Here is a 16,792-nt window from a genome sequence, read left to right as displayed (position 1 = left end):
TTTTTATGAAAGCAATTATATACTGCCGTGTCAGCACAAATAAGGAAACACAAGAATCTTCGTTAAAGCGCCAGGAAGAGGAATTAACGCAACTAGCTAACACCTATCACTTTGAGATTGATAGGGTAATTAAAGAAAAGGCTAGTGGTTATGATTTCAATCGTGAGGGGATTTTTCAATTATTAGAACGAATTAGAGATAAGCAGGTACAAGCCCTCTTAATTCAGGATGAAACACGACTCGGTAGAGGTAACGCCAAAATTGCACTCTTGCATTGCATATTAAAAGAAAATATTAAACTTTATAGTATCTCCCATAGTGGAGAATTACAGCTTTCAGAATCGGATTCCATGGTTTTGAACATCGTAAGTATGGTTGAAGAGTACCAACGAAAACTACATAATGCAAAAATCAAACGTGGAATGAAGCGAGCAGTCCAGAATGGATATAAACCAGAAAAAAACTTAAAAAATCTCGGAGAATCCTCTGGACGCGAGAAAATTGAAGTTCCAATTGGAGAAATTGTCCGGTTAAGAAAAAATGGATTAATTTTTTCAGAAATAGCTGCTACACTTAGAGGTTTTGGCTATAACATTTCTAAAGCCACTGTTCATAGAAGATTCCAGGAATATATTGAATCACAAGAAGAGTAGACCTTTTGCCTTGTCATTAGGTTTTTTTTTTAGTAAAATCAGGTGTCATGTAAATAGTTTGAAAGGAAGGTCTTTGAATGCTTTCAAAAGAAAAGATGGCTAGAATTAATGAGCTGGCACGAAAAGCAAAAGCAACGGGATTGACTGAAACAGAAGCGAAAGAGCAAACTAAATTAAGAAGTGAATATTTGGCTACTTTTCGTTCGAATATGCTTGATACCCTTACCAACACCAAGTTTATTGATCCGGAAGGAAATGACGTTACACCGGAAAAAATCAAGGCTAGGAAAAAAAATACACTGCACTAAAAGTTCAGGAATACATTTTTTGTATTCCTATTTTACATATACTGACTATTTTTGTGTAAAAATAAAAAAAATAGTGACTTTTGTTTCTTATTATTATGCTATTTGTTGAATAAAAAACGGTAGCGATATAAAATTGAAAATGTATTTAGTAACCTTGTGATTAGGAAAGGATGTAATTCATGTTTAATACTATTGATGATTTATCTGTTACCTCCATTCGAACGCTTTCCATTGATGCGATCGAAAAAGCAAACTCAGGACATCCAGGAATGCCGATGGGTGCAGCGCCAATGACCTATACTTTATGGACGCGTTTCTTGAACCAAAATCCAAAGAATCCACAGTGGTTTAACCGTGATCGTTTTGTCTTGTCAGCAGGTCATGGTTCAGCGTTGTTATACAGCATGCTTCACTTGTCTGGTTTCAACTTAACAATGGATGACTTAAAGCAATTTCGCCAATGGGGCTCTAAAACGCCTGGACACCCAGAGTATGGCCACACTGAAGGTGTAGAAGCAACTACTGGTCCACTTGGACAGGGGATTGCAATGGCAGTAGGAATGGCAATGGCAGAACGCCATGTTGCAAGTGTTTATAATAAAGATAAATATGAACTTGTGAACCATTTTACATACAGTATCTGTGGAGATGGAGATTTGATGGAGGGTGTATCTGCTGAGGCAGCGTCGCTAGCAGGACACTTGAAATTAGGGCGATTGGTAGTCCTTTACGATTCAAACGATATCTCACTTGATGGAGACTTAGATAAGTCGTTCTCAGAAAGTGTCAAAGATCGCTTCCTATCATACGGATGGCAATATGTTCGTGTGGAAGACGGCAATAATTTAGAAGAAATTGCAAAAGCTCTTGAAGAAGCTAGAAACGATCTAGACAGACCAACGATGATTGAAGTAAGAACAGTAATTGGATACGGTTCACCAAACCGTGCGGGAACTTCAGGTGTTCATGGTTCACCACTTGGAGCGAATGAATTAAAACTTACAAAAGAGGCTTATAAATGGACATTTGAAGAAGATTTCCATGTGCCGCAAGAAGTCTATGATAACTTCCAGAAACTTATCGTTGAAAATGGTGAGAAAAAGGAAAAAGAGTGGAATGATTTGTTCGCTCAATATAAAAAAGAGTACCCTGAATTAGCTACTCAGCTTGAACAAGCATTAAATAATGAACTTCCTGAAGGATGGGATAAAGATATCCCTGTATACCCTGAAGGGAAAAGCCTGGCAAGCCGTGCTTCTTCAGGGGAAGTATTAAATGGTATTGCTAAGAATCTACCTATTTTTATCGGTGGATCCGCAGACCTTGCTGGTTCGAATAAAACAATGATTAAAGATACAAAAGACTTTATGCCTGGTTCGTATGAAGGCCGCAATATCTGGTTTGGTGTGCGTGAATTTGCGATGGGTGCGGCAATGAATGGTATTGCTCTTCATGGCGGCGTAAAAGTATTTGGTGGAACATTCTTTGTCTTCTCTGACTACTTGCGTCCTGCCATTCGTCTAGCAGCTTTAATGGGATTACCTGTCACTTATGTCTTTACCCATGACAGTATTGCTGTAGGGGAAGATGGACCAACACATGAGCCAGTTGAACAGCTTGCAGCATTACGTGCCATGTCAGGATTATCAATCATTCGTCCTGCAGACGGTAATGAAACTGCAGCTGCTTGGAAACTTGCAGTGGAGTCTACCAACAAACCAACTGCACTTGTTTTAACTCGTCAAGATTTACCTACATTAAAAGGAACGGATACCAATGCGTACGAGGGAGTTTCTAAAGGGGCATATGTAGTGTCTCCTTCAGAAAGAGAAACTCCAGATGCGTTGTTATTAGCAACTGGATCAGAAGTAAGCCTTGCAGTGGAAGCTCAAAAAGCGCTTGCTGGAGAAGGTGTTCATGTTTCGGTTGTAAGTATGCCTTCATGGGATCGATTCGAGCAGCAATCTCAAGAGTACAAAGACTCTGTTCTGCCAAGAAGTGTGAAAAAGCGTCTTGGAATTGAAGTGGGAGCATCATTTGGCTGGCACAAATACACTGGTGACGAAGGCGATGTTCTTGCTATTGATCATTTCGGAGCTTCAGCACCAGGAGAAAAGATTATGGAAGAATTCGGGTTCACTGTAAACAACGTAGTTGCACGTATAAAAGCACTTTTACAAAAATAAAATAATGAGATTTTAGGGAGAGCGGAAATCATCCGTTCTCCTTTTTTGATGGTTCAAAGAGTACAAATTTCAACAATATTATGAACAAAGTTAATATTTGCAGGAAAATTCAACAAATCTACAGAATTTATAGAAGAATAGTTTAGATTCCTGCTAATCGACAAAAATAGTGAAAGTTTTTGCCGCCGTAAGACATATGTTTCGTTAATCTTTTTTTATAATAGTAAAAAGGGTAATCAACGAAGGAGAGAACAGTGGTGAGAAAATATCAGCTATATTTAATAGAAGATGAATTTGCGACCCATTACTTCGGAAGAGAACGATTGTTTTTTCAGCTTTTTCAGGAACATCGAAAAGCAAACGGCGAATTTAAATTTATTACACAAAAACAAATTTCCTATATAACAAAAAAGGTTGAGGTTCTAAAGATCCATCAACTTATCCAAAAGCAGCTTGGAAGAATCAAGGGATTTAAAGCTGAGCATGGTGCATATTCAATTGAATTAAGTGGAAAACTAAGTACGGCAAAGTTAGAGGTTTTTCAAGACTTAATTACAATCGAGGCACAAGGCAGCTATGAAGCAGAGACGGCTTTTTTTGAAGTTCTAAGAAAATGTGAGTCTTCCTTTTTGGCACTAGACCTTGAACATCAGCGATACGGTTGGTTAAAGCCGATAAAGGAAAGAAAATTTATATAATTGCAGATATTGTCTAATCGTGTTTTATTTAGTACACTGTATGGTAGACAACATGAAGGAGGAAGTTGAATATGGGTTATTACATTCTAGTTGGTATACTAGCATTAGCAGCTGGTGTAGCACTAGGATTTTTCATTGCTCGTAAATATATGATGAGCTACTTAAAGAAAAATCCGCCAATCAATGAACAAATGTTAAAAATGATGATGATGCAAATGGGACAAAAACCATCACAAAAGAAGATCAACCAAATGATGGCTGCCATGAACAAACAACAATCAAAATAAAACGGACTAGCACTCATATAGATGGGTGCTTTTTTCGTGCTGATAAAAATATTCTAAATCTTTATTATTTTATAAAAATTTGGTAAAATTAAACCTCAGTCCGTTGGATTATTTTTCCGAATAACTTTAATTATCAACGTATTCAATTTATGGCAGATCGATTACTCGTGATTTGGGGGCGGTTTAATGAAAGTATTTTTAGAATTAGGCTGGTATTTTAAACAGGAGAAAAAAGCGTATATATCCGGGATTTTCCTCCTAATGCTTGTAGCAATATTGCAACTAGTGCCGCCCAAGATCATCGGAATCATTGCTGACCAAATTAAGAATGGGACGATGACAACGGGAATTCTCTTGCAGTGGATGGCCGTATTAGTTATTGTTGCCCTTGCAATGTATTTCCTTAGGTACTACTGGAGAATTATGATTTTTGGATCATCAGTTAAGTTAAGTAAGTTGCTTCGAAATCGGCTATATCATCATTTTACAAATATGTCGCCATCATTTTACCAAAAACGTCGGATTGGGGATTTAATGGCACATGCCACAAACGATCTGTCAGCCATTCAACAAACAGCGGGCGCCGGCGTGTTAACCTTTGTTGATTCTCTTTCAACTGGTGGGTTTGTCATCTGTTCCATGGCATTTACGATTAGCTGGAAATTAACATTAATCTGTTTAATTCCGATGCCCTTTATGGTAATCCTTACGAGCTGGTTTGGAACAATGCTCCATCGAACATTTTATCAGGCACAGGAAGCATTTTCATCATTAAATGATAAAACTCAAGAAAGTATTACCGGGATTAAAGTGATTAAGACGTTTGGCCAGGAAAAGGAAGATATCGAGGATTTTCGGAAGCAATCAGAAGATGTCGTCCAAAAAAATATCACCGTTGCAAAAATTGATTCTCTTTTCGATCCAACGATTTCGATCATTGTTGGTATTTCCTTTTTCTTATCGATTGTGTTTGGTGCAAAATACGTGCTTAATGGGGAACTAACTATCGGGCAATTACTCTCGTTTACTACATATTTAGGTTTACTCATCTGGCCGATGCTTGCATTTGGCTGGTTATTTAACATTGTTGAGCGAGGCAGTGCTTCCTATGACCGAGTTTCAAAGCTCCTTCAAGAAAAAGAAGATATAACCGATAAGGAGGGGGCAATAAACGTGGTGCCCGCAGGTGATATTGAATACAAACTTTCTAGCTTTACTTATCCTGGAGAAACCACACCGGTTTTAAAGGATATATATTTTTCGTTATATACCGGCGAGACGGTGGGCATTGTTGGTAAAACCGGTGCTGGTAAAACCACTCTTTTAAAACTGCTCATTCGTGAGTTTGATAGTTATCAAGGTGAGATTAGATTTGGAGGGAAATCTCTGCAGGATTACAGGCTTGAAAAATTACGCGAGGCCATTGGTTATGTACCTCAAGATCATTTCCTGTTTTCAGCCTCTGTTGGTGAAAATATCGCCTTTTCGAACTCCGGGGCATCAATAGAGGAAGTCGAGAATGCCGCTAAGCTTGCCAATATCCATACTGATATCCTTCAATTTACTGAAGGCTATCAAACGGTTGTTGGAGAGCGTGGGGTATCCTTATCGGGCGGGCAGAAGCAAAGGATTTCGATTGCCCGGGCTATTTTGATGAAGCCAGAGGTGTTAGTACTCGATGATTCCTTATCTGCAGTAGATGCAAAAACAGAAGAAGCCATTCTTTCAGCATTAAAACAGAATAGGGAAGGAAAAACAACCATCATTACTTCACACCGATTAAGTGCCATTCAACACGCAAATCTCATTCTCGTTCTTGAGGATGGAAAGATTGTGGAAAGAGGTACACATGAAGAATTGATGGAATCGGGTGAATGGTATAAGGAAATGTATTTACGCCAGCAGCTAGAAGAGTTGGTTGAGCATGGAGGGCATTAAGATGGATGAGAAAATTCAGCTTACAGATCGTGAACAAAGAAATATTTTATTCCGTTTGCTTTCTTATACGAAACCACATAAAAAAACGATTGTCATAGCGTTTATCTTCTTACTATTAACAACGATCGGCGATATTGTTTTACCGATTATCGTAAAAATATTTATCGATGATTATTTAACTCCTGGGAAGCTAGAGTTTCAGCCACTTTTGATCCTAGGTTCCACGTACATGTCAATCCAAATCATTAAAGCGATTCTCATGTTTTTTCAATTGGTTAAATTCCAGGAACTGGCTTTGAAAATTATCCAACAGTTGCGCATTGATGTTTTTTCTAAAGTACAGTCGCTCGGGCTAAAGTATTTTGATAAGACCCCAGCAGGAAGTATCGTTTCAAGGGTGACCAATGATACCGAAGCCATTAAAGACATGTTTGTTACCGTTATTGCAACGTTTATCCAAGGTGGATTTTTATTACTAGGTATTTTTATTGCGATGTTTATTCTGGACATCAAACTTGGCTTATTATGTGTCGTGATCCTTCCGTTATTATTGTTTGTCATGAACCTATACAGAAAATTAAGTTCACGATTTTACCTTGATATGCGCGAACGGCTGAGCCAATTGAATGCCAAGCTCAGTGAATCTTTATCAGGAATGGGGATTATTCAAGTGTTTCGGCAGGAAAAAAGACTCCGGGCAGAATTCGGAGCTATTAATGACCAACACTATCAGGCAGGAATGAAAAATATCAAAATAGATAGCCTCCTGTTAAGACCAGCGATTGATTTAATCTATATTTTGGGCTTAATTATTGTATTAAGTTATTTCGGAATAACGTCTTTTAACAAGGTGGTAGAAATCGGCGTGTTATATGCCTTTATTAATTATTTGGATCGTTTTTTCGAACCGGTTAATCAGATGATGATGAGGCTTTCCTTGTACCAACAATCGATTGTCGCTGGCTCACGTGTTTTCAAATTGTTGGATGAGGAAGAATTAGCACCAATACAAAAAGAAGAGCGGACCAATTCCATTGAAAAAGGAATGATTGAGTTTAAGAATTTAAGTTTTTCCTATGATGGAAAACGGGATGTGCTAAAATCTATTTCCTTTAAGGCAAATCCTGGTGAAACAGTCGCACTGGTTGGCCATACCGGAAGTGGAAAAAGCTCGATTATCAATTTGTTAATGCGTTTTTATGAGTATGACCGGGGGGACATTTTGATTGATGGTCAATCGATTCGGAACTTCACAAAGACAGAACTCAGGGAGAAAATGGGCTTAGTCTTACAGGATCCATTCTTGTTCTACGGGACGGTGAAGGATAATATCCGTCTTCATTCGAATGAGATGACGGATGAACAAGTCGAAGAAGCAGCAAAGTTTGTCCAAGCTAACACCTTTATTGAAAAGTTGGAGGATGGCTTTGAACATAAGGTTGTTGAGCGTGGGACCACATTTTCAAGCGGTCAAAGGCAACTGATCGCTTTTGCCCGAACGATCGCCGCTAATCCCAAAATATTGGTTCTCGACGAAGCGACCGCCAACATTGACACAGAAACTGAAGAAGCCATTCAAACCGCACTCGCCAAAATGCGAAAAGGTAGAACGACTATTGCGATTGCGCATCGCCTGTCCACCATTCAGGATGCTGATTTAATCTTAGTATTGCATCAGGGGGAAATTGTTGAACGGGGAACCCATCAAGAACTGCTTGCCCAGGGTGGCTTGTACCATAAAATGTTCCTTTTGCAAAACGGAGCGGTAGAACGTCTTGAGGATGCTGTGAATTAGTGGAAAAAAGCCTGGCGGAGTCGCCAGGCTTTTTTAATTTTATAGGTCTATTATCTATATCTAATGATGACGACATACAAGGACTTTCTTTTAACTAGCTGATGAAGGCATCTTGTTTATATATACTCTATGATATTCATTTAAGAGATGATCAAGTTCCTGGCTGTAACGAATTGCAACGGAGGATGTCAAGCCGTTCGTAATGGCGACTTGAATTAATTCAGCTCGTTTTTTTTCAATTAATGTCACTAAATCATTTTTTGTCACGGCCGATGTCCTTTCCGGAGTAACTCCTAAATTATGGTGCAAATAGACTACTAATATATCAAAATGACATTGGTTTTACTAGTATAACCTATGATGTAAATTTTTTCAAAGACATTTGTAAATAAATATCCAACCAAATTTTGCATATATTTTATGGAGGAGACATTTCAGCGGAACAAAAAAATGCGCCGACACAAAATATTCAAGTTAACCATTATCATTTATATCAAACATTTGTTAGAATATAAACGTATCGACTATAGTGGGAGTGTTAATATGTCAGATGTAAATATATTTTTAGCATTAGGAGCAGGATTTTTAAGCTTTATTTCTCCTTGTTGTTTACCGCTTTATCCTGCATTTCTCTCGTACATCACAGGAATGTCTGTTGGGGAACTTAAAGCTGAAAATGCCATGCTTCAAAAGCGGAGTCTACTCCACACATTATTTTTCCTTTTAGGCTTTTCGATTATTTTTATCGCCATTGGATTTGGAACTTCGTTTCTAGGAAGCTTTTTCTTACAGTATAAAGATCTTATTCGTCAACTAGGCGGAATTTTTATTGTTTTCTTTGGTTTAGTGATCGTTGGGATTTTAAATCCGAAGTTTATGATGAAGGATCGCCGCATTGAATTTAAAAATCGTCCTTCAGGTTATTTTGGTTCTGTTTTAATTGGGATGGCATTTGCCGCGGGTTGGACGCCTTGTACAGGTCCGATTCTATCGTTCGTTATTTCCCTTGCAGCCACAAATCCAGGTTCAGGTATGATGTATATGATTGCCTATTGTCTAGGCTTTGCCATACCATTCTTTATTCTTTCGTTCTTCCTTGGCCGCATGACTTGGATTAAGAAGAACAGCGGCAAAATTGTAAAAATTGGCGGTTACATAATGATTGTAATGGGGGTTGTCCTCTTCTTTGACTGGATGACTAAAATCATTACTATTTTTTCAGGAATGTTTGGTGGCTTTACGGGGTTCTAATTTAAACTCGAAAATGATAAATATATAAAAATATTACATTTTTTGAAAGGGAACTTCCTTAGGAGGTTTTTTCCTTTTTTTGTATCAATCACCTGTGTGTTAGAAATGGGAACATTTTATCATGAGTTAATTTTTTTCAAATTAATTTATTTGCGATATAATGGGTTAGTAAATAAATTAGATAAGGAATGAATCTAATGAACATAGTTCTTGCTTCTTCAATTGGAGCGGTATTTATGGGTACCCTGGCCTTGGTAGTCCGGATGAAAGCCGCAAAGAAACCCACGAATGCTCGTAAAATAATTCTACCTCCATTTTTCATGTCGAGTGGGGCTTTAATGTATATAGATCCGCAATTTAGACTAACTGGAGCAGAAATGATCGAGGCAGCGATTGTGGGGATGCTATTCTCTATTTTACTAATTAAAACCTCCAAGTTTGAGATCCGCGATAATGATATTTATCTAAAGCGATCCAAGGCATTTTTCTTTATTTTAATTGGTCTATTAGTTGTTCGTCTTGTTATGAAGTCGGTACTAAGTGCAACCATAGATTTTGGAGAATTAAGCGGAATGTTCTTTTTCCTTGCCTATTGTATGATTGTCCCCTGGCGGATTGCGATGTATATGGACTACAAAAAGCTGTTTAGGCAACTTCATGGTGATAAGCAATTATAATTATGTGAGAGACTGGTCCTTTATTGGATCAGTTTTTCTTTTTAGGATTTGTTAAATAATGAGTTTGAAATATTGGTCGAAAATGTTTGCATAGTTCCGGGCTATTGGCGACAAAAGTCAGTGAAAATCAGAGAAAAGTGTCGCCAATGAGGGCTATTGACGACAAATTTTAGGAAAGAACTATGAAAAATGTATCCAATGGTGTCCGTTGATGACAAAATAAAAAAACCATCTATTAGCTAGATGGTTAAAATAAGTGCTCAAAAGGAGCGACATCAATTCTATTTTCAAAAAGCTTTTTTCGTAAAAATTTATGATCTCTTTTTGGTGTGGCTTGAATATAGCCACGAATGACGAGGTCCTGAGTAATTTTTGATGCCTTTTCTCGAAGGGCGATTTCGCCAATCTTTCCGGCAATCTTATGTCTGGCAACATCACGGAATAATTCGGGAACAGGGCTGACTAAATCCTCTAGGAGTTCTTTCTCCTCGGGCCCCCACAAGTGCCGCGATTCATTTACATAATGTTCTTCCCAATCCATAACGGATTTGCCATCTTCTTTCGGCATCTTCTTCAAAAACTTTCGGAACATAAAAAATCCACCGATGGCAAATGACCCAACTAGGAAAAATACCCAGAACAGGATAAACCATAGAAACCAACCATGAAGCATATCTATTCACCTACAAGATAACTATTTTTCTTTTTATTATAGTCTGTTTTTATGAATTAAGACAAGTATTGGACAAAATTGAAGGAAATTATACTTTAGATTTTAATCAAGAATCGAATCATGATGAATGTGCGAAACAGTTTATTGTTCTGTAGTTTACTGATGAAAAGCTTGTCGAAAAAATGACAAATCCATTGATTCTATTGATTATCACCATATTCCATAGTAATATGATATCAAAAGATAGGGAAGCGAAGTAATTTGTTTCTTTCCCCAAAAGACTGTGTTACTGTAGTCCAAACATCTTTGATATTTTAACATCCATGGGGCTGAATGGGGTACTGGTGTCCTCCACAGTCTTCAAAACTGCTTGAGACCTGCGTGCCAGGTCTGGTGGGTTCGATTCCCACGCAGTCCCGCCAACTAAACCAAGTGATATCAAGGGTTTAAGCTGCTTTTTGTAGGTGTTTTTCAACAGTTGAACCTGTGATTTAAGAGTGAAAAGTCACCAGTATTTTTTCTGAAAATTACATAGTACTAGTGCGACTGATTTAAGGTGTACTAGTGTGTCAAATCCACCAAATTCTTGAAAGAAGGGTGGATTTTTTTATGCAAACGGCAAGGAAAACTCAACGAAAAGGTTCAAGAAACTCTCAGAACATTAAACGGTTCAAACAAACTGAACAAAAGATGACTCTGTTTGAAATGTTTGAGCGATTTATGACCTTCAAACAAACAGAGGGTTTGGCAAAGCCTACGATCCAAGGCTATTATGAACATTTTCATTATCTAAATGATTACTTAGGTGGGGATGTTTCTAACGAAGAAGTTACTGTTGATTTGTTTCGAAATTATATTGGCTATATGCTCAATGACCAAGGTTTAAAACCAACTACTGTTAATGTACGGATCAGAACAAATCGAGCTTTCTTACGACATTGTTATCAAGAAGGATGGATTGAAATACCTATTCACGAAAAATTTAAGCCGATTAAAACTCCTGAAGATGAAATACAGTCATTTACACCAGCTGAAATAAAAGCACTACTGAACCAAATTGATGATTCAAGGTTTGTTGGGTTTCGAGATAAAGTGATGATTTATGTATTATTGGACACAATGGTTAGAATATCAGAACTTCTTAATATGAGGAGAAATAATGTGGATTTAAAGAGTGGGTACATCAAATTGGAATGCATGAAACAAAGACATTTTGAAGGTCCTCCTGAAATATTACGTCTTTATGGAAGAGGTAAAGTAGTATTGCCAGGTACACCTGAATGGGATGACATGACTAATCATTTTGAAATCCTTCCTGGTGCAAGGCAAATTATTTATGCAAAGATTGAAACAGTAAAAACGTCTTGTGGATTTAGTGTACCATTTTATTCATACATTGGAGAACGAGATACTCTTCAACAGTGGGCTAACAATAAAAGCGAACAAGAGTTAGAGGATTATCGTAAAAAGAAAAATTCTATAAGTATGGATGGGATAGTTACACCAATAGGAGAAAGTATAGCTAACTTGAATAAAATGTGAATATTTCTTGTTGAACGGGGCTTTACTTCAATAAGGAGTAGAGCTTTTTTGTTATTCCACTAACGTAGCAGTTTAGTTTAAGAAGGGATATTAATGTCTTTAGACGAATATTGTTTTTTAGATACATATTGAAGGAGCGAAGGCGTGTGGAGGATATAATTAATGGAATTAACCACTGGATACAAACAGTACCGAAGGTATATAACTCAATGTCAGAAACAGAAATATCAAATCGCCCATTACCAAATAAATGGTCCAAAAAAGAGATTTTAGGGCATCTATGCGACTCTGCAATAAATAATATTAATAGATTTATAAAGATTCAGTACGAAGAACAACCATTTGTTATCCAATCATATAATCAAAACCAATGGGTAATACTTCAGAATTATCAAGAAAGACCACTTGATGAGATATTAAACCTATTTTTAGCATTAAATAAGCAAATCATAATTACTATATCGAATATTCCAAAAGAGAGATTATCAAATCTTTGTGATATAGGAAATAATCAACAAAAAACATTAGAGTGGCTGGTAAAAGATTATCTTAAACATATGGAACATCATATTAACAACCAAATCCTTATTAAAAATAATGCCTAATATTGATACTGCTTCTTTAACTACCATGAAAATAAGTTCCTTTAAGAATAGGAAAATGACAATACTTAAAAAGACCCTGCTCAATCGTTAAAAAAAGAGGAGAGCTTCAAATAATAAGTCTATGGATTAGGGTTGACTGGATTAAGGTCAATACCAGTATTGACACTTCCTAACCATTTTCATTCTCTGTGGTGCAGCACTGATTTTGTGCTGCATGGATGGCTAACGGGTGCTTTAGTGAAAAATTGGGGGTTGCGGCTGCGATCCCTTTTCTTGTGCTAACTGTGCAGGTTAGCACAAGAAACAGGGTATTGTTTTTATAGAATGCTACATAATAAAAAGTGGCGGCATACCCTTCAAATTAAATGACAAAATAATCAGAAAATACCGTCAATAGACGTAAATAATTAGTAAAATAATGTATATACTAATACTATTGGAGGTGAAGTTATATGGAAAATAAACCACTACATTATGATGGAAGTATCCAAAACATCAATGATTTTAAAAGTGAAGCTAATAACAGTGAAGTATTTGAGTTAACAGATGAAATGAGAAAAAATATAGGTGGAAATCCTTATATGAGTAATATAACTGAATAATCCTACATAAAAGGGTGTTGCTAATCAAAGCACACCTTTTTAATTTTCTTAGGCTGATCATATGCTTTAGCTAAACAATATTTATATACTTTACCTTGAAATAAAAATATATTAATTCGATGTAAAGTATATATTTTTATTTCATACACAAACTAGAATGACAAAACAAGGGAAAAGAATGCCCGAAAGGAAGTAAGAAAATGGCAAAAGTATTGTATATTACAGCACATCCACATGATGATACTCAGTCTTATAGTATGGCAGTAGGTAAAGCCTTTATTGATACCTACAAAGAAGCAAATCCTAATGACGAAATTGTTAATGTTGATCTTTATAACGAGAATATTCCACAAATAGATGTTGATGTTTTTAGTGGTTGGGGAAAACTCCAATCAGGGAAGGGATTTGAAGAGCTATCAGCAGATGAAAAGGCAAAAGTAGGTAGATTATCAGAACTATGTGAACAATTTATTTCAGCTGATAAGTATGTTTTCGTAACACCTTTGTGGAATTTTTCTTTCCCACCAGTATTAAAAGCTTATATTGATTCAGTTTCTGTTGCTGGAAAAACATTTAAATACACAGAACAAGGTCCAGTAGGTCTGTTAACTGATAAAAAAGCTTTACATATACAAGCTCGTGGGGGGATTTATTCAGAAGGTCCAGCTGCTCAATTGGAAATGGGTCACCGCTATTTAAATGTTGTAATGCAATTCTATGGAGTCCCTTCGTTTGAAGGCTTATTTGTAGAAGGACATGCAGCAATGCCAGATAAAGCACAAGAAATTAAGGAAAATGCAATTGCACGAGCTAAGGATCTAGCCCATACATTTTAAATATACTAAGGGAGCCAACGGACGTTGGCTTTTTTTTAGGCTGTGCAACAACGGTGCTTAATGTTGGAGAAGAACACATACAAAACAAAGCTATTTACTGCACAGTATAAAATAAAATATGCAATAGCTCTATACGGTAATTATAAGAGAAATAATTATCATTTCTCAAAATATGTTGAGATTGTGAAATATTGTACTTAAAGTAACGGGTGCTTGAGTTCAACCATATTTGGCTGATAAGTCAGCCATTTTTTTTGTTCCACTAACGAAGCAGTTTAGTTAAAGGAGGAATTATTTGAAAAAAAAGAGAATAATGCATTTTATTTCGCCAAAAAGCCAGTTTTAATATTAATCTTCATGAAAAAGCAGGAATATACCTTTCTTTTATCTAATCTTATTTAATGACAAACATGTAGAACATATGTTATGTTTTTATCCCTACATAATTTAAAAATAAAAAGAAGAGGTGTTTGAATATGAATAAAACAGAATTAGTGAATGCTGTTGTAAAACAAACAGAGTTAACAAAGAAAGATGCTGCAAATGCGGTCGATGCATTGTTTGAAACCATCTCTAATACTCTTGCAAAAGAAGAGAAAATCCAGTTGATTGGATTTGGCACATTTGAGGTGCGTGAGCGTGCAGCTCGAACAGGTCGTAACCCACAAACTGGTGAAGAAATTCAGATTTCTGCTTCTAAAGTTCCAGCTTTTAAACCAGGCAAGGAATTAAAAGAAGCTGTTAAATAAGTTTGTATAGTTCTTAAAGAATTGGCTCTAAGGTATGATCCCTAGAGCCTTTTTGTGTTTGAAATAGAGTGTCTATTCAGGGAGGCTTTTTGGACATACGGCTATATTATTAAAGAGATCAGGAGGAATTAGAATACTTATCAAAGTAGATTGTGAAGATTTTTACTTAAACTAAAGGGGCAGTTTTGTTTAAAAGAATTGTAAAAAAAAGTTAAATTTGTAATATAATATTAGTAATTTGTTGGTTAGTTTGGAGGTGTTATGATGATTTGGATTTATATATTTACACCTATCATTATATTGGCTGGAATAGCCATTTATTTTGACAAAAAATCTGGGGCGACTTCACCAGATGAAAGAACAGCTGATAAGTTAGAGGAATATCCACCAGAAAATCCTTTCGGACCAAATAATTTTTGACCTTAAAATGATTCAATTACAACTTTTCAAAGACAATGTGAAGGATTGTACTTAAAGTAACGGGGGCTTTACTTGAATAAGAACAACATAATAATCTAAAACCAAGTGTGAAATTTGAGAGTAGCAAAAATGGTTGTGTTTATGTTTTCTTGCAAATACTTTTATAAAATGTTAAACTTTAGTAGAATTATTTTTGTTCGGTGTAAAGGATAGTATAAGATTAACTTTTCGTCTTGATGATCACTGAGTGCAAGGATAGTAACACATTGTGTGCAATGCACACAGCAGGAGGAAACAAAATGGAACAAGGTAAAGTAAAATGGTTTAACGCAGAAAAAGGTTTCGGATTCATCGAGCGTGAAGGCGGAGAAGACGTATTCGTTCATTTCTCAGCGATCCAAGGCGAAGGTTTCAAATCTTTAGACGAAGGTCAAACAGTTACTTTTGACGTTGAGCAAGGTCAACGTGGAGCTCAAGCAGCTAACGTGCGTAAAGCTTAATAATAAGAACAAAATTAAGCAGGCTCTTCAGAGAGTCTGTTTTTTATTTTTTCTTTTAAAACAAGAAGCCCCACTCACGAATGAGTAGGGCACATGTAAACAAGTAAATCAAATGGTAAACAAAGTGTATCACATAATCAAAAATTCTCCTAATTATCAAATAAAAATAAGCATCCGATTATTCGGATGCATACTTAATTATTCCATGTAAATAAACTGAGTATTCTCTCTGTACATATTCTCTTAATTTAATTTTTTGTTCTGTTTCTAATACTCTAACCAATTCTTGAATCTTTTTTTCATCTTCTTTTGTAGTAGGAATCTCTAATGAAAACATATTACCTCGACTACCATTTAATAATCTTTTTAATAACTCAACTTTATTCATTGGGTCATCCCCTTTAGTTGTTATATTCGACATAAAGTGGACTTTTTCCTTGGAATATCTTATATTGTTTCAAGTTTCAACGACTTTCCACTAAAAGCATCTGATTACAGGTACCCTGACAGAAATGGGTAGCTTTTTTTATTTGCTTTTTTTATACCCACCTTCTACCAATCTAATCATATCACGCCCTGAGGTCTTTTCTGTTTCATGATAACCTTCTTCATCACGCAAACTCAAGTACCAGTTGGTATCGCCATCTTCATTTAGCCTATATAACTTATTGGTAAAAACATTAGTATAAAAATCTCCATTTCTTAGCCTCATAATATCCCACCTCTAATGTATATAAACTGTATTATGCCCAAGATAACCACCTGGAGCCATTAGACATATACAGTCCAAAAATCCCATAGATATACAAGGAAAAGACGTGACAATCAAGGGCTTTGGGACAGAACATGGAAAGTATGTAAAGTAAGGAATGCCTGCAGCTGAATTTTTCCTTATTCAGCTAACGGAGCAGTTTACTTAAAGAAGGAATGAAAGGATATTACCGTAATATATTGGTCATAAATATTGATTATTGGTGGTGAACGATGAAAAAGACCCCTAGTTTATTAGTTTTTTTTATTTTCCTATTGGTTGTTACTGCTTGTGGTGGTCCTTTTACATCAACATCTTCCG

Annotated in this window: 20 protein-coding genes and 1 tRNA gene; 17 read left to right on the top strand and 4 right to left on the bottom strand. The window is 36.2% G+C overall.

Features of this window, described 5'->3' with window-relative positions:
- Positions 1–5: 5 nt before the first annotated feature.
- From AB7942_RS28165 to AB7942_RS28135, 7 genes are all read left to right on the top strand, one after another.
- Positions 6–653, top strand: a complete 648-nt coding sequence (locus AB7942_RS28165) for a YneB family resolvase-like protein (RefSeq protein ID WP_088086535.1) — start codon at positions 6–8, stop codon at positions 651–653.
- 77 nt (positions 654–730) lie between these two features.
- Positions 731–961: a DUF896 domain-containing protein gene (locus AB7942_RS28160; protein WP_088086536.1), complete on the top strand. Its 231-nt coding sequence runs from the start codon at positions 731–733 to the stop codon at positions 959–961.
- A gap of 179 nt (positions 962–1,140) precedes the next feature.
- Positions 1,141–3,147, top strand: a complete 2,007-nt coding sequence (tkt, locus tag AB7942_RS28155; RefSeq protein ID WP_369449411.1) for a transketolase — start codon at positions 1,141–1,143, stop codon at positions 3,145–3,147.
- 257 nt (positions 3,148–3,404) lie between these two features.
- The gene (gene sirA / locus AB7942_RS28150) at positions 3,405–3,845 is read left to right on the top strand and encodes a sporulation inhibitor of replication protein SirA (RefSeq protein WP_369449410.1); all 441 of its coding nucleotides are present in this window, start codon (positions 3,405–3,407) and stop codon (positions 3,843–3,845) included.
- A gap of 71 nt (positions 3,846–3,916) precedes the next feature.
- Positions 3,917–4,132 carry a YneF family protein gene (locus AB7942_RS28145; protein ID WP_088086539.1) on the top strand — a complete coding sequence of 72 codons (216 nt, stop codon included), beginning with the start codon at positions 3,917–3,919 and terminating at the stop codon, positions 4,130–4,132.
- A 186-nt stretch (positions 4,133–4,318) separates the two neighbouring features.
- Positions 4,319–6,070 (top strand): ABC transporter transmembrane domain-containing protein, encoded by a 1,752-nt coding sequence (locus AB7942_RS28140; protein WP_369449409.1) that lies wholly within the window; start codon positions 4,319–4,321, stop codon positions 6,068–6,070.
- A 1-nt stretch (position 6,071) separates the two neighbouring features.
- Entirely contained in the window at positions 6,072–7,865 is a 1,794-nt protein-coding gene (locus AB7942_RS28135) for an ABC transporter ATP-binding protein (RefSeq protein WP_369449408.1), read from the top strand.
- Between the two features lie 90 nt (positions 7,866–7,955).
- On the opposite strand, the gene AB7942_RS28130 is transcribed toward AB7942_RS28135, so the two are convergent.
- Complete coding sequence (locus tag AB7942_RS28130; RefSeq protein ID WP_373605353.1) at positions 7,956–8,114, bottom strand: aspartyl-phosphate phosphatase Spo0E family protein; 159 nt, start codon at positions 8,112–8,114, stop codon at positions 7,956–7,958.
- Positions 8,115–8,408: 294 nt separating this feature from the next.
- Here AB7942_RS28130 and AB7942_RS28125 point away from each other — a divergent pair, with 294 nt between their 5' ends.
- Both AB7942_RS28125 and AB7942_RS28120 read left to right on the top strand, forming a co-directional pair.
- Positions 8,409–9,116, top strand: a complete 708-nt coding sequence (locus AB7942_RS28125) for a cytochrome c biogenesis CcdA family protein (RefSeq protein WP_369449407.1) — start codon at positions 8,409–8,411, stop codon at positions 9,114–9,116.
- 197 nt (positions 9,117–9,313) lie between these two features.
- The gene (locus AB7942_RS28120) at positions 9,314–9,793 is read left to right on the top strand and encodes a CcdC family protein (RefSeq protein ID WP_369449406.1); all 480 of its coding nucleotides are present in this window, start codon (positions 9,314–9,316) and stop codon (positions 9,791–9,793) included.
- Between the two features lie 247 nt (positions 9,794–10,040).
- Here the strand turns inward: AB7942_RS28120 and AB7942_RS28115 are convergent, their stop codons facing one another.
- Complete coding sequence (locus AB7942_RS28115) at positions 10,041–10,466, bottom strand: DUF2621 domain-containing protein (RefSeq protein ID WP_098932902.1); 426 nt, start codon at positions 10,464–10,466, stop codon at positions 10,041–10,043.
- A gap of 325 nt (positions 10,467–10,791) precedes the next feature.
- On the opposite strand from AB7942_RS28115, the gene AB7942_RS28110 reads away from it, so the two are divergent.
- From AB7942_RS28110 to AB7942_RS28075, 8 genes are all read left to right on the top strand, one after another.
- A tRNA-Sec gene (locus AB7942_RS28110) sits at positions 10,792–10,888 on the top strand.
- A 187-nt stretch (positions 10,889–11,075) separates the two neighbouring features.
- Positions 11,076–12,008: a tyrosine-type recombinase/integrase gene (locus AB7942_RS28105; protein WP_369449405.1), complete on the top strand. Its 933-nt coding sequence runs from the start codon at positions 11,076–11,078 to the stop codon at positions 12,006–12,008.
- A 146-nt stretch (positions 12,009–12,154) separates the two neighbouring features.
- The gene (locus AB7942_RS28100) at positions 12,155–12,613 is read left to right on the top strand and encodes a DinB family protein (protein WP_369449404.1); all 459 of its coding nucleotides are present in this window, start codon (positions 12,155–12,157) and stop codon (positions 12,611–12,613) included.
- 452 nt (positions 12,614–13,065) lie between these two features.
- On the top strand, positions 13,066–13,215 hold the full coding sequence (locus AB7942_RS28095; RefSeq protein ID WP_369449403.1) for a hypothetical protein: 150 nt from the start codon (positions 13,066–13,068) through the stop codon (positions 13,213–13,215).
- A 200-nt stretch (positions 13,216–13,415) separates the two neighbouring features.
- Positions 13,416–14,051, top strand: a complete 636-nt coding sequence (locus AB7942_RS28090) for an FMN-dependent NADH-azoreductase (protein ID WP_369449402.1) — start codon at positions 13,416–13,418, stop codon at positions 14,049–14,051.
- Between the two features lie 476 nt (positions 14,052–14,527).
- Positions 14,528–14,800: an HU family DNA-binding protein gene (locus AB7942_RS28085; protein ID WP_235742012.1), complete on the top strand. Its 273-nt coding sequence runs from the start codon at positions 14,528–14,530 to the stop codon at positions 14,798–14,800.
- Positions 14,801–15,061: 261 nt separating this feature from the next.
- Positions 15,062–15,220 carry a hypothetical protein gene (locus tag AB7942_RS28080; RefSeq protein ID WP_179195816.1) on the top strand — a complete coding sequence of 53 codons (159 nt, stop codon included), beginning with the start codon at positions 15,062–15,064 and terminating at the stop codon, positions 15,218–15,220.
- 299 nt (positions 15,221–15,519) lie between these two features.
- Complete coding sequence (locus tag AB7942_RS28075; protein ID WP_042463323.1) at positions 15,520–15,720, top strand: cold-shock protein; 201 nt, start codon at positions 15,520–15,522, stop codon at positions 15,718–15,720.
- Between the two features lie 178 nt (positions 15,721–15,898).
- On the opposite strand, the gene AB7942_RS28070 is transcribed toward AB7942_RS28075, so the two are convergent.
- Complete coding sequence (locus AB7942_RS28070; protein ID WP_369449401.1) at positions 15,899–16,108, bottom strand: hypothetical protein; 210 nt, start codon at positions 16,106–16,108, stop codon at positions 15,899–15,901.
- 138 nt (positions 16,109–16,246) lie between these two features.
- Complete coding sequence (locus AB7942_RS28065; protein WP_369449400.1) at positions 16,247–16,432, bottom strand: hypothetical protein; 186 nt, start codon at positions 16,430–16,432, stop codon at positions 16,247–16,249.
- Positions 16,433–16,792: the final 360 nt, after the last annotated feature.

This window comes from Neobacillus sp. BF23-41 (genome assembly GCF_041106275.1).
The sequence above is the reverse complement of the archived record's forward strand: the minus strand, read 5'-3'. Positions and strand labels throughout refer to the sequence as shown.

What these genes read in the sequence shown, in the direction of transcription:
- AB7942_RS28070 (WP_369449401.1), bottom strand. Translation starts at nt 16,108, where the DNA reads ATGAATAAAGTTGAGTTATTAAAAAGATTATTAAATGGTAGTCGAGGT.
- tkt (WP_369449411.1), top strand. Translation starts at nt 1,141, where the DNA reads ATGTTTAATACTATTGATGATTTATCTGTTACCTCCATTCGAACGCTT.
- AB7942_RS28160 (WP_088086536.1), top strand. Translation starts at nt 731, where the DNA reads ATGCTTTCAAAAGAAAAGATGGCTAGAATTAATGAGCTGGCACGAAAA.
- AB7942_RS28165 (WP_088086535.1), top strand. Translation starts at nt 6, where the DNA reads ATGAAAGCAATTATATACTGCCGTGTCAGCACAAATAAGGAAACACAA.
- AB7942_RS28135 (WP_369449408.1), top strand. Translation starts at nt 6,072, where the DNA reads ATGGATGAGAAAATTCAGCTTACAGATCGTGAACAAAGAAATATTTTA.
- AB7942_RS28090 (WP_369449402.1), top strand. Translation starts at nt 13,416, where the DNA reads ATGGCAAAAGTATTGTATATTACAGCACATCCACATGATGATACTCAG.
- AB7942_RS28145 (WP_088086539.1), top strand. Translation starts at nt 3,917, where the DNA reads ATGGGTTATTACATTCTAGTTGGTATACTAGCATTAGCAGCTGGTGTA.
- AB7942_RS28075 (WP_042463323.1), top strand. Translation starts at nt 15,520, where the DNA reads ATGGAACAAGGTAAAGTAAAATGGTTTAACGCAGAAAAAGGTTTCGGA.
- AB7942_RS28105 (WP_369449405.1), top strand. Translation starts at nt 11,076, where the DNA reads ATGCAAACGGCAAGGAAAACTCAACGAAAAGGTTCAAGAAACTCTCAG.
- AB7942_RS28115 (WP_098932902.1), bottom strand. Translation starts at nt 10,466, where the DNA reads ATGCTTCATGGTTGGTTTCTATGGTTTATCCTGTTCTGGGTATTTTTC.
- AB7942_RS28065 (WP_369449400.1), bottom strand. Translation starts at nt 16,432, where the DNA reads ATGAGGCTAAGAAATGGAGATTTTTATACTAATGTTTTTACCAATAAG.
- AB7942_RS28140 (WP_369449409.1), top strand. Translation starts at nt 4,319, where the DNA reads ATGAAAGTATTTTTAGAATTAGGCTGGTATTTTAAACAGGAGAAAAAA.
- AB7942_RS28120 (WP_369449406.1), top strand. Translation starts at nt 9,314, where the DNA reads ATGAACATAGTTCTTGCTTCTTCAATTGGAGCGGTATTTATGGGTACC.
- AB7942_RS28080 (WP_179195816.1), top strand. Translation starts at nt 15,062, where the DNA reads ATGATGATTTGGATTTATATATTTACACCTATCATTATATTGGCTGGA.
- AB7942_RS28095 (WP_369449403.1), top strand. Translation starts at nt 13,066, where the DNA reads ATGGAAAATAAACCACTACATTATGATGGAAGTATCCAAAACATCAAT.
- AB7942_RS28125 (WP_369449407.1), top strand. Translation starts at nt 8,409, where the DNA reads ATGTCAGATGTAAATATATTTTTAGCATTAGGAGCAGGATTTTTAAGC.
- AB7942_RS28085 (WP_235742012.1), top strand. Translation starts at nt 14,528, where the DNA reads ATGAATAAAACAGAATTAGTGAATGCTGTTGTAAAACAAACAGAGTTA.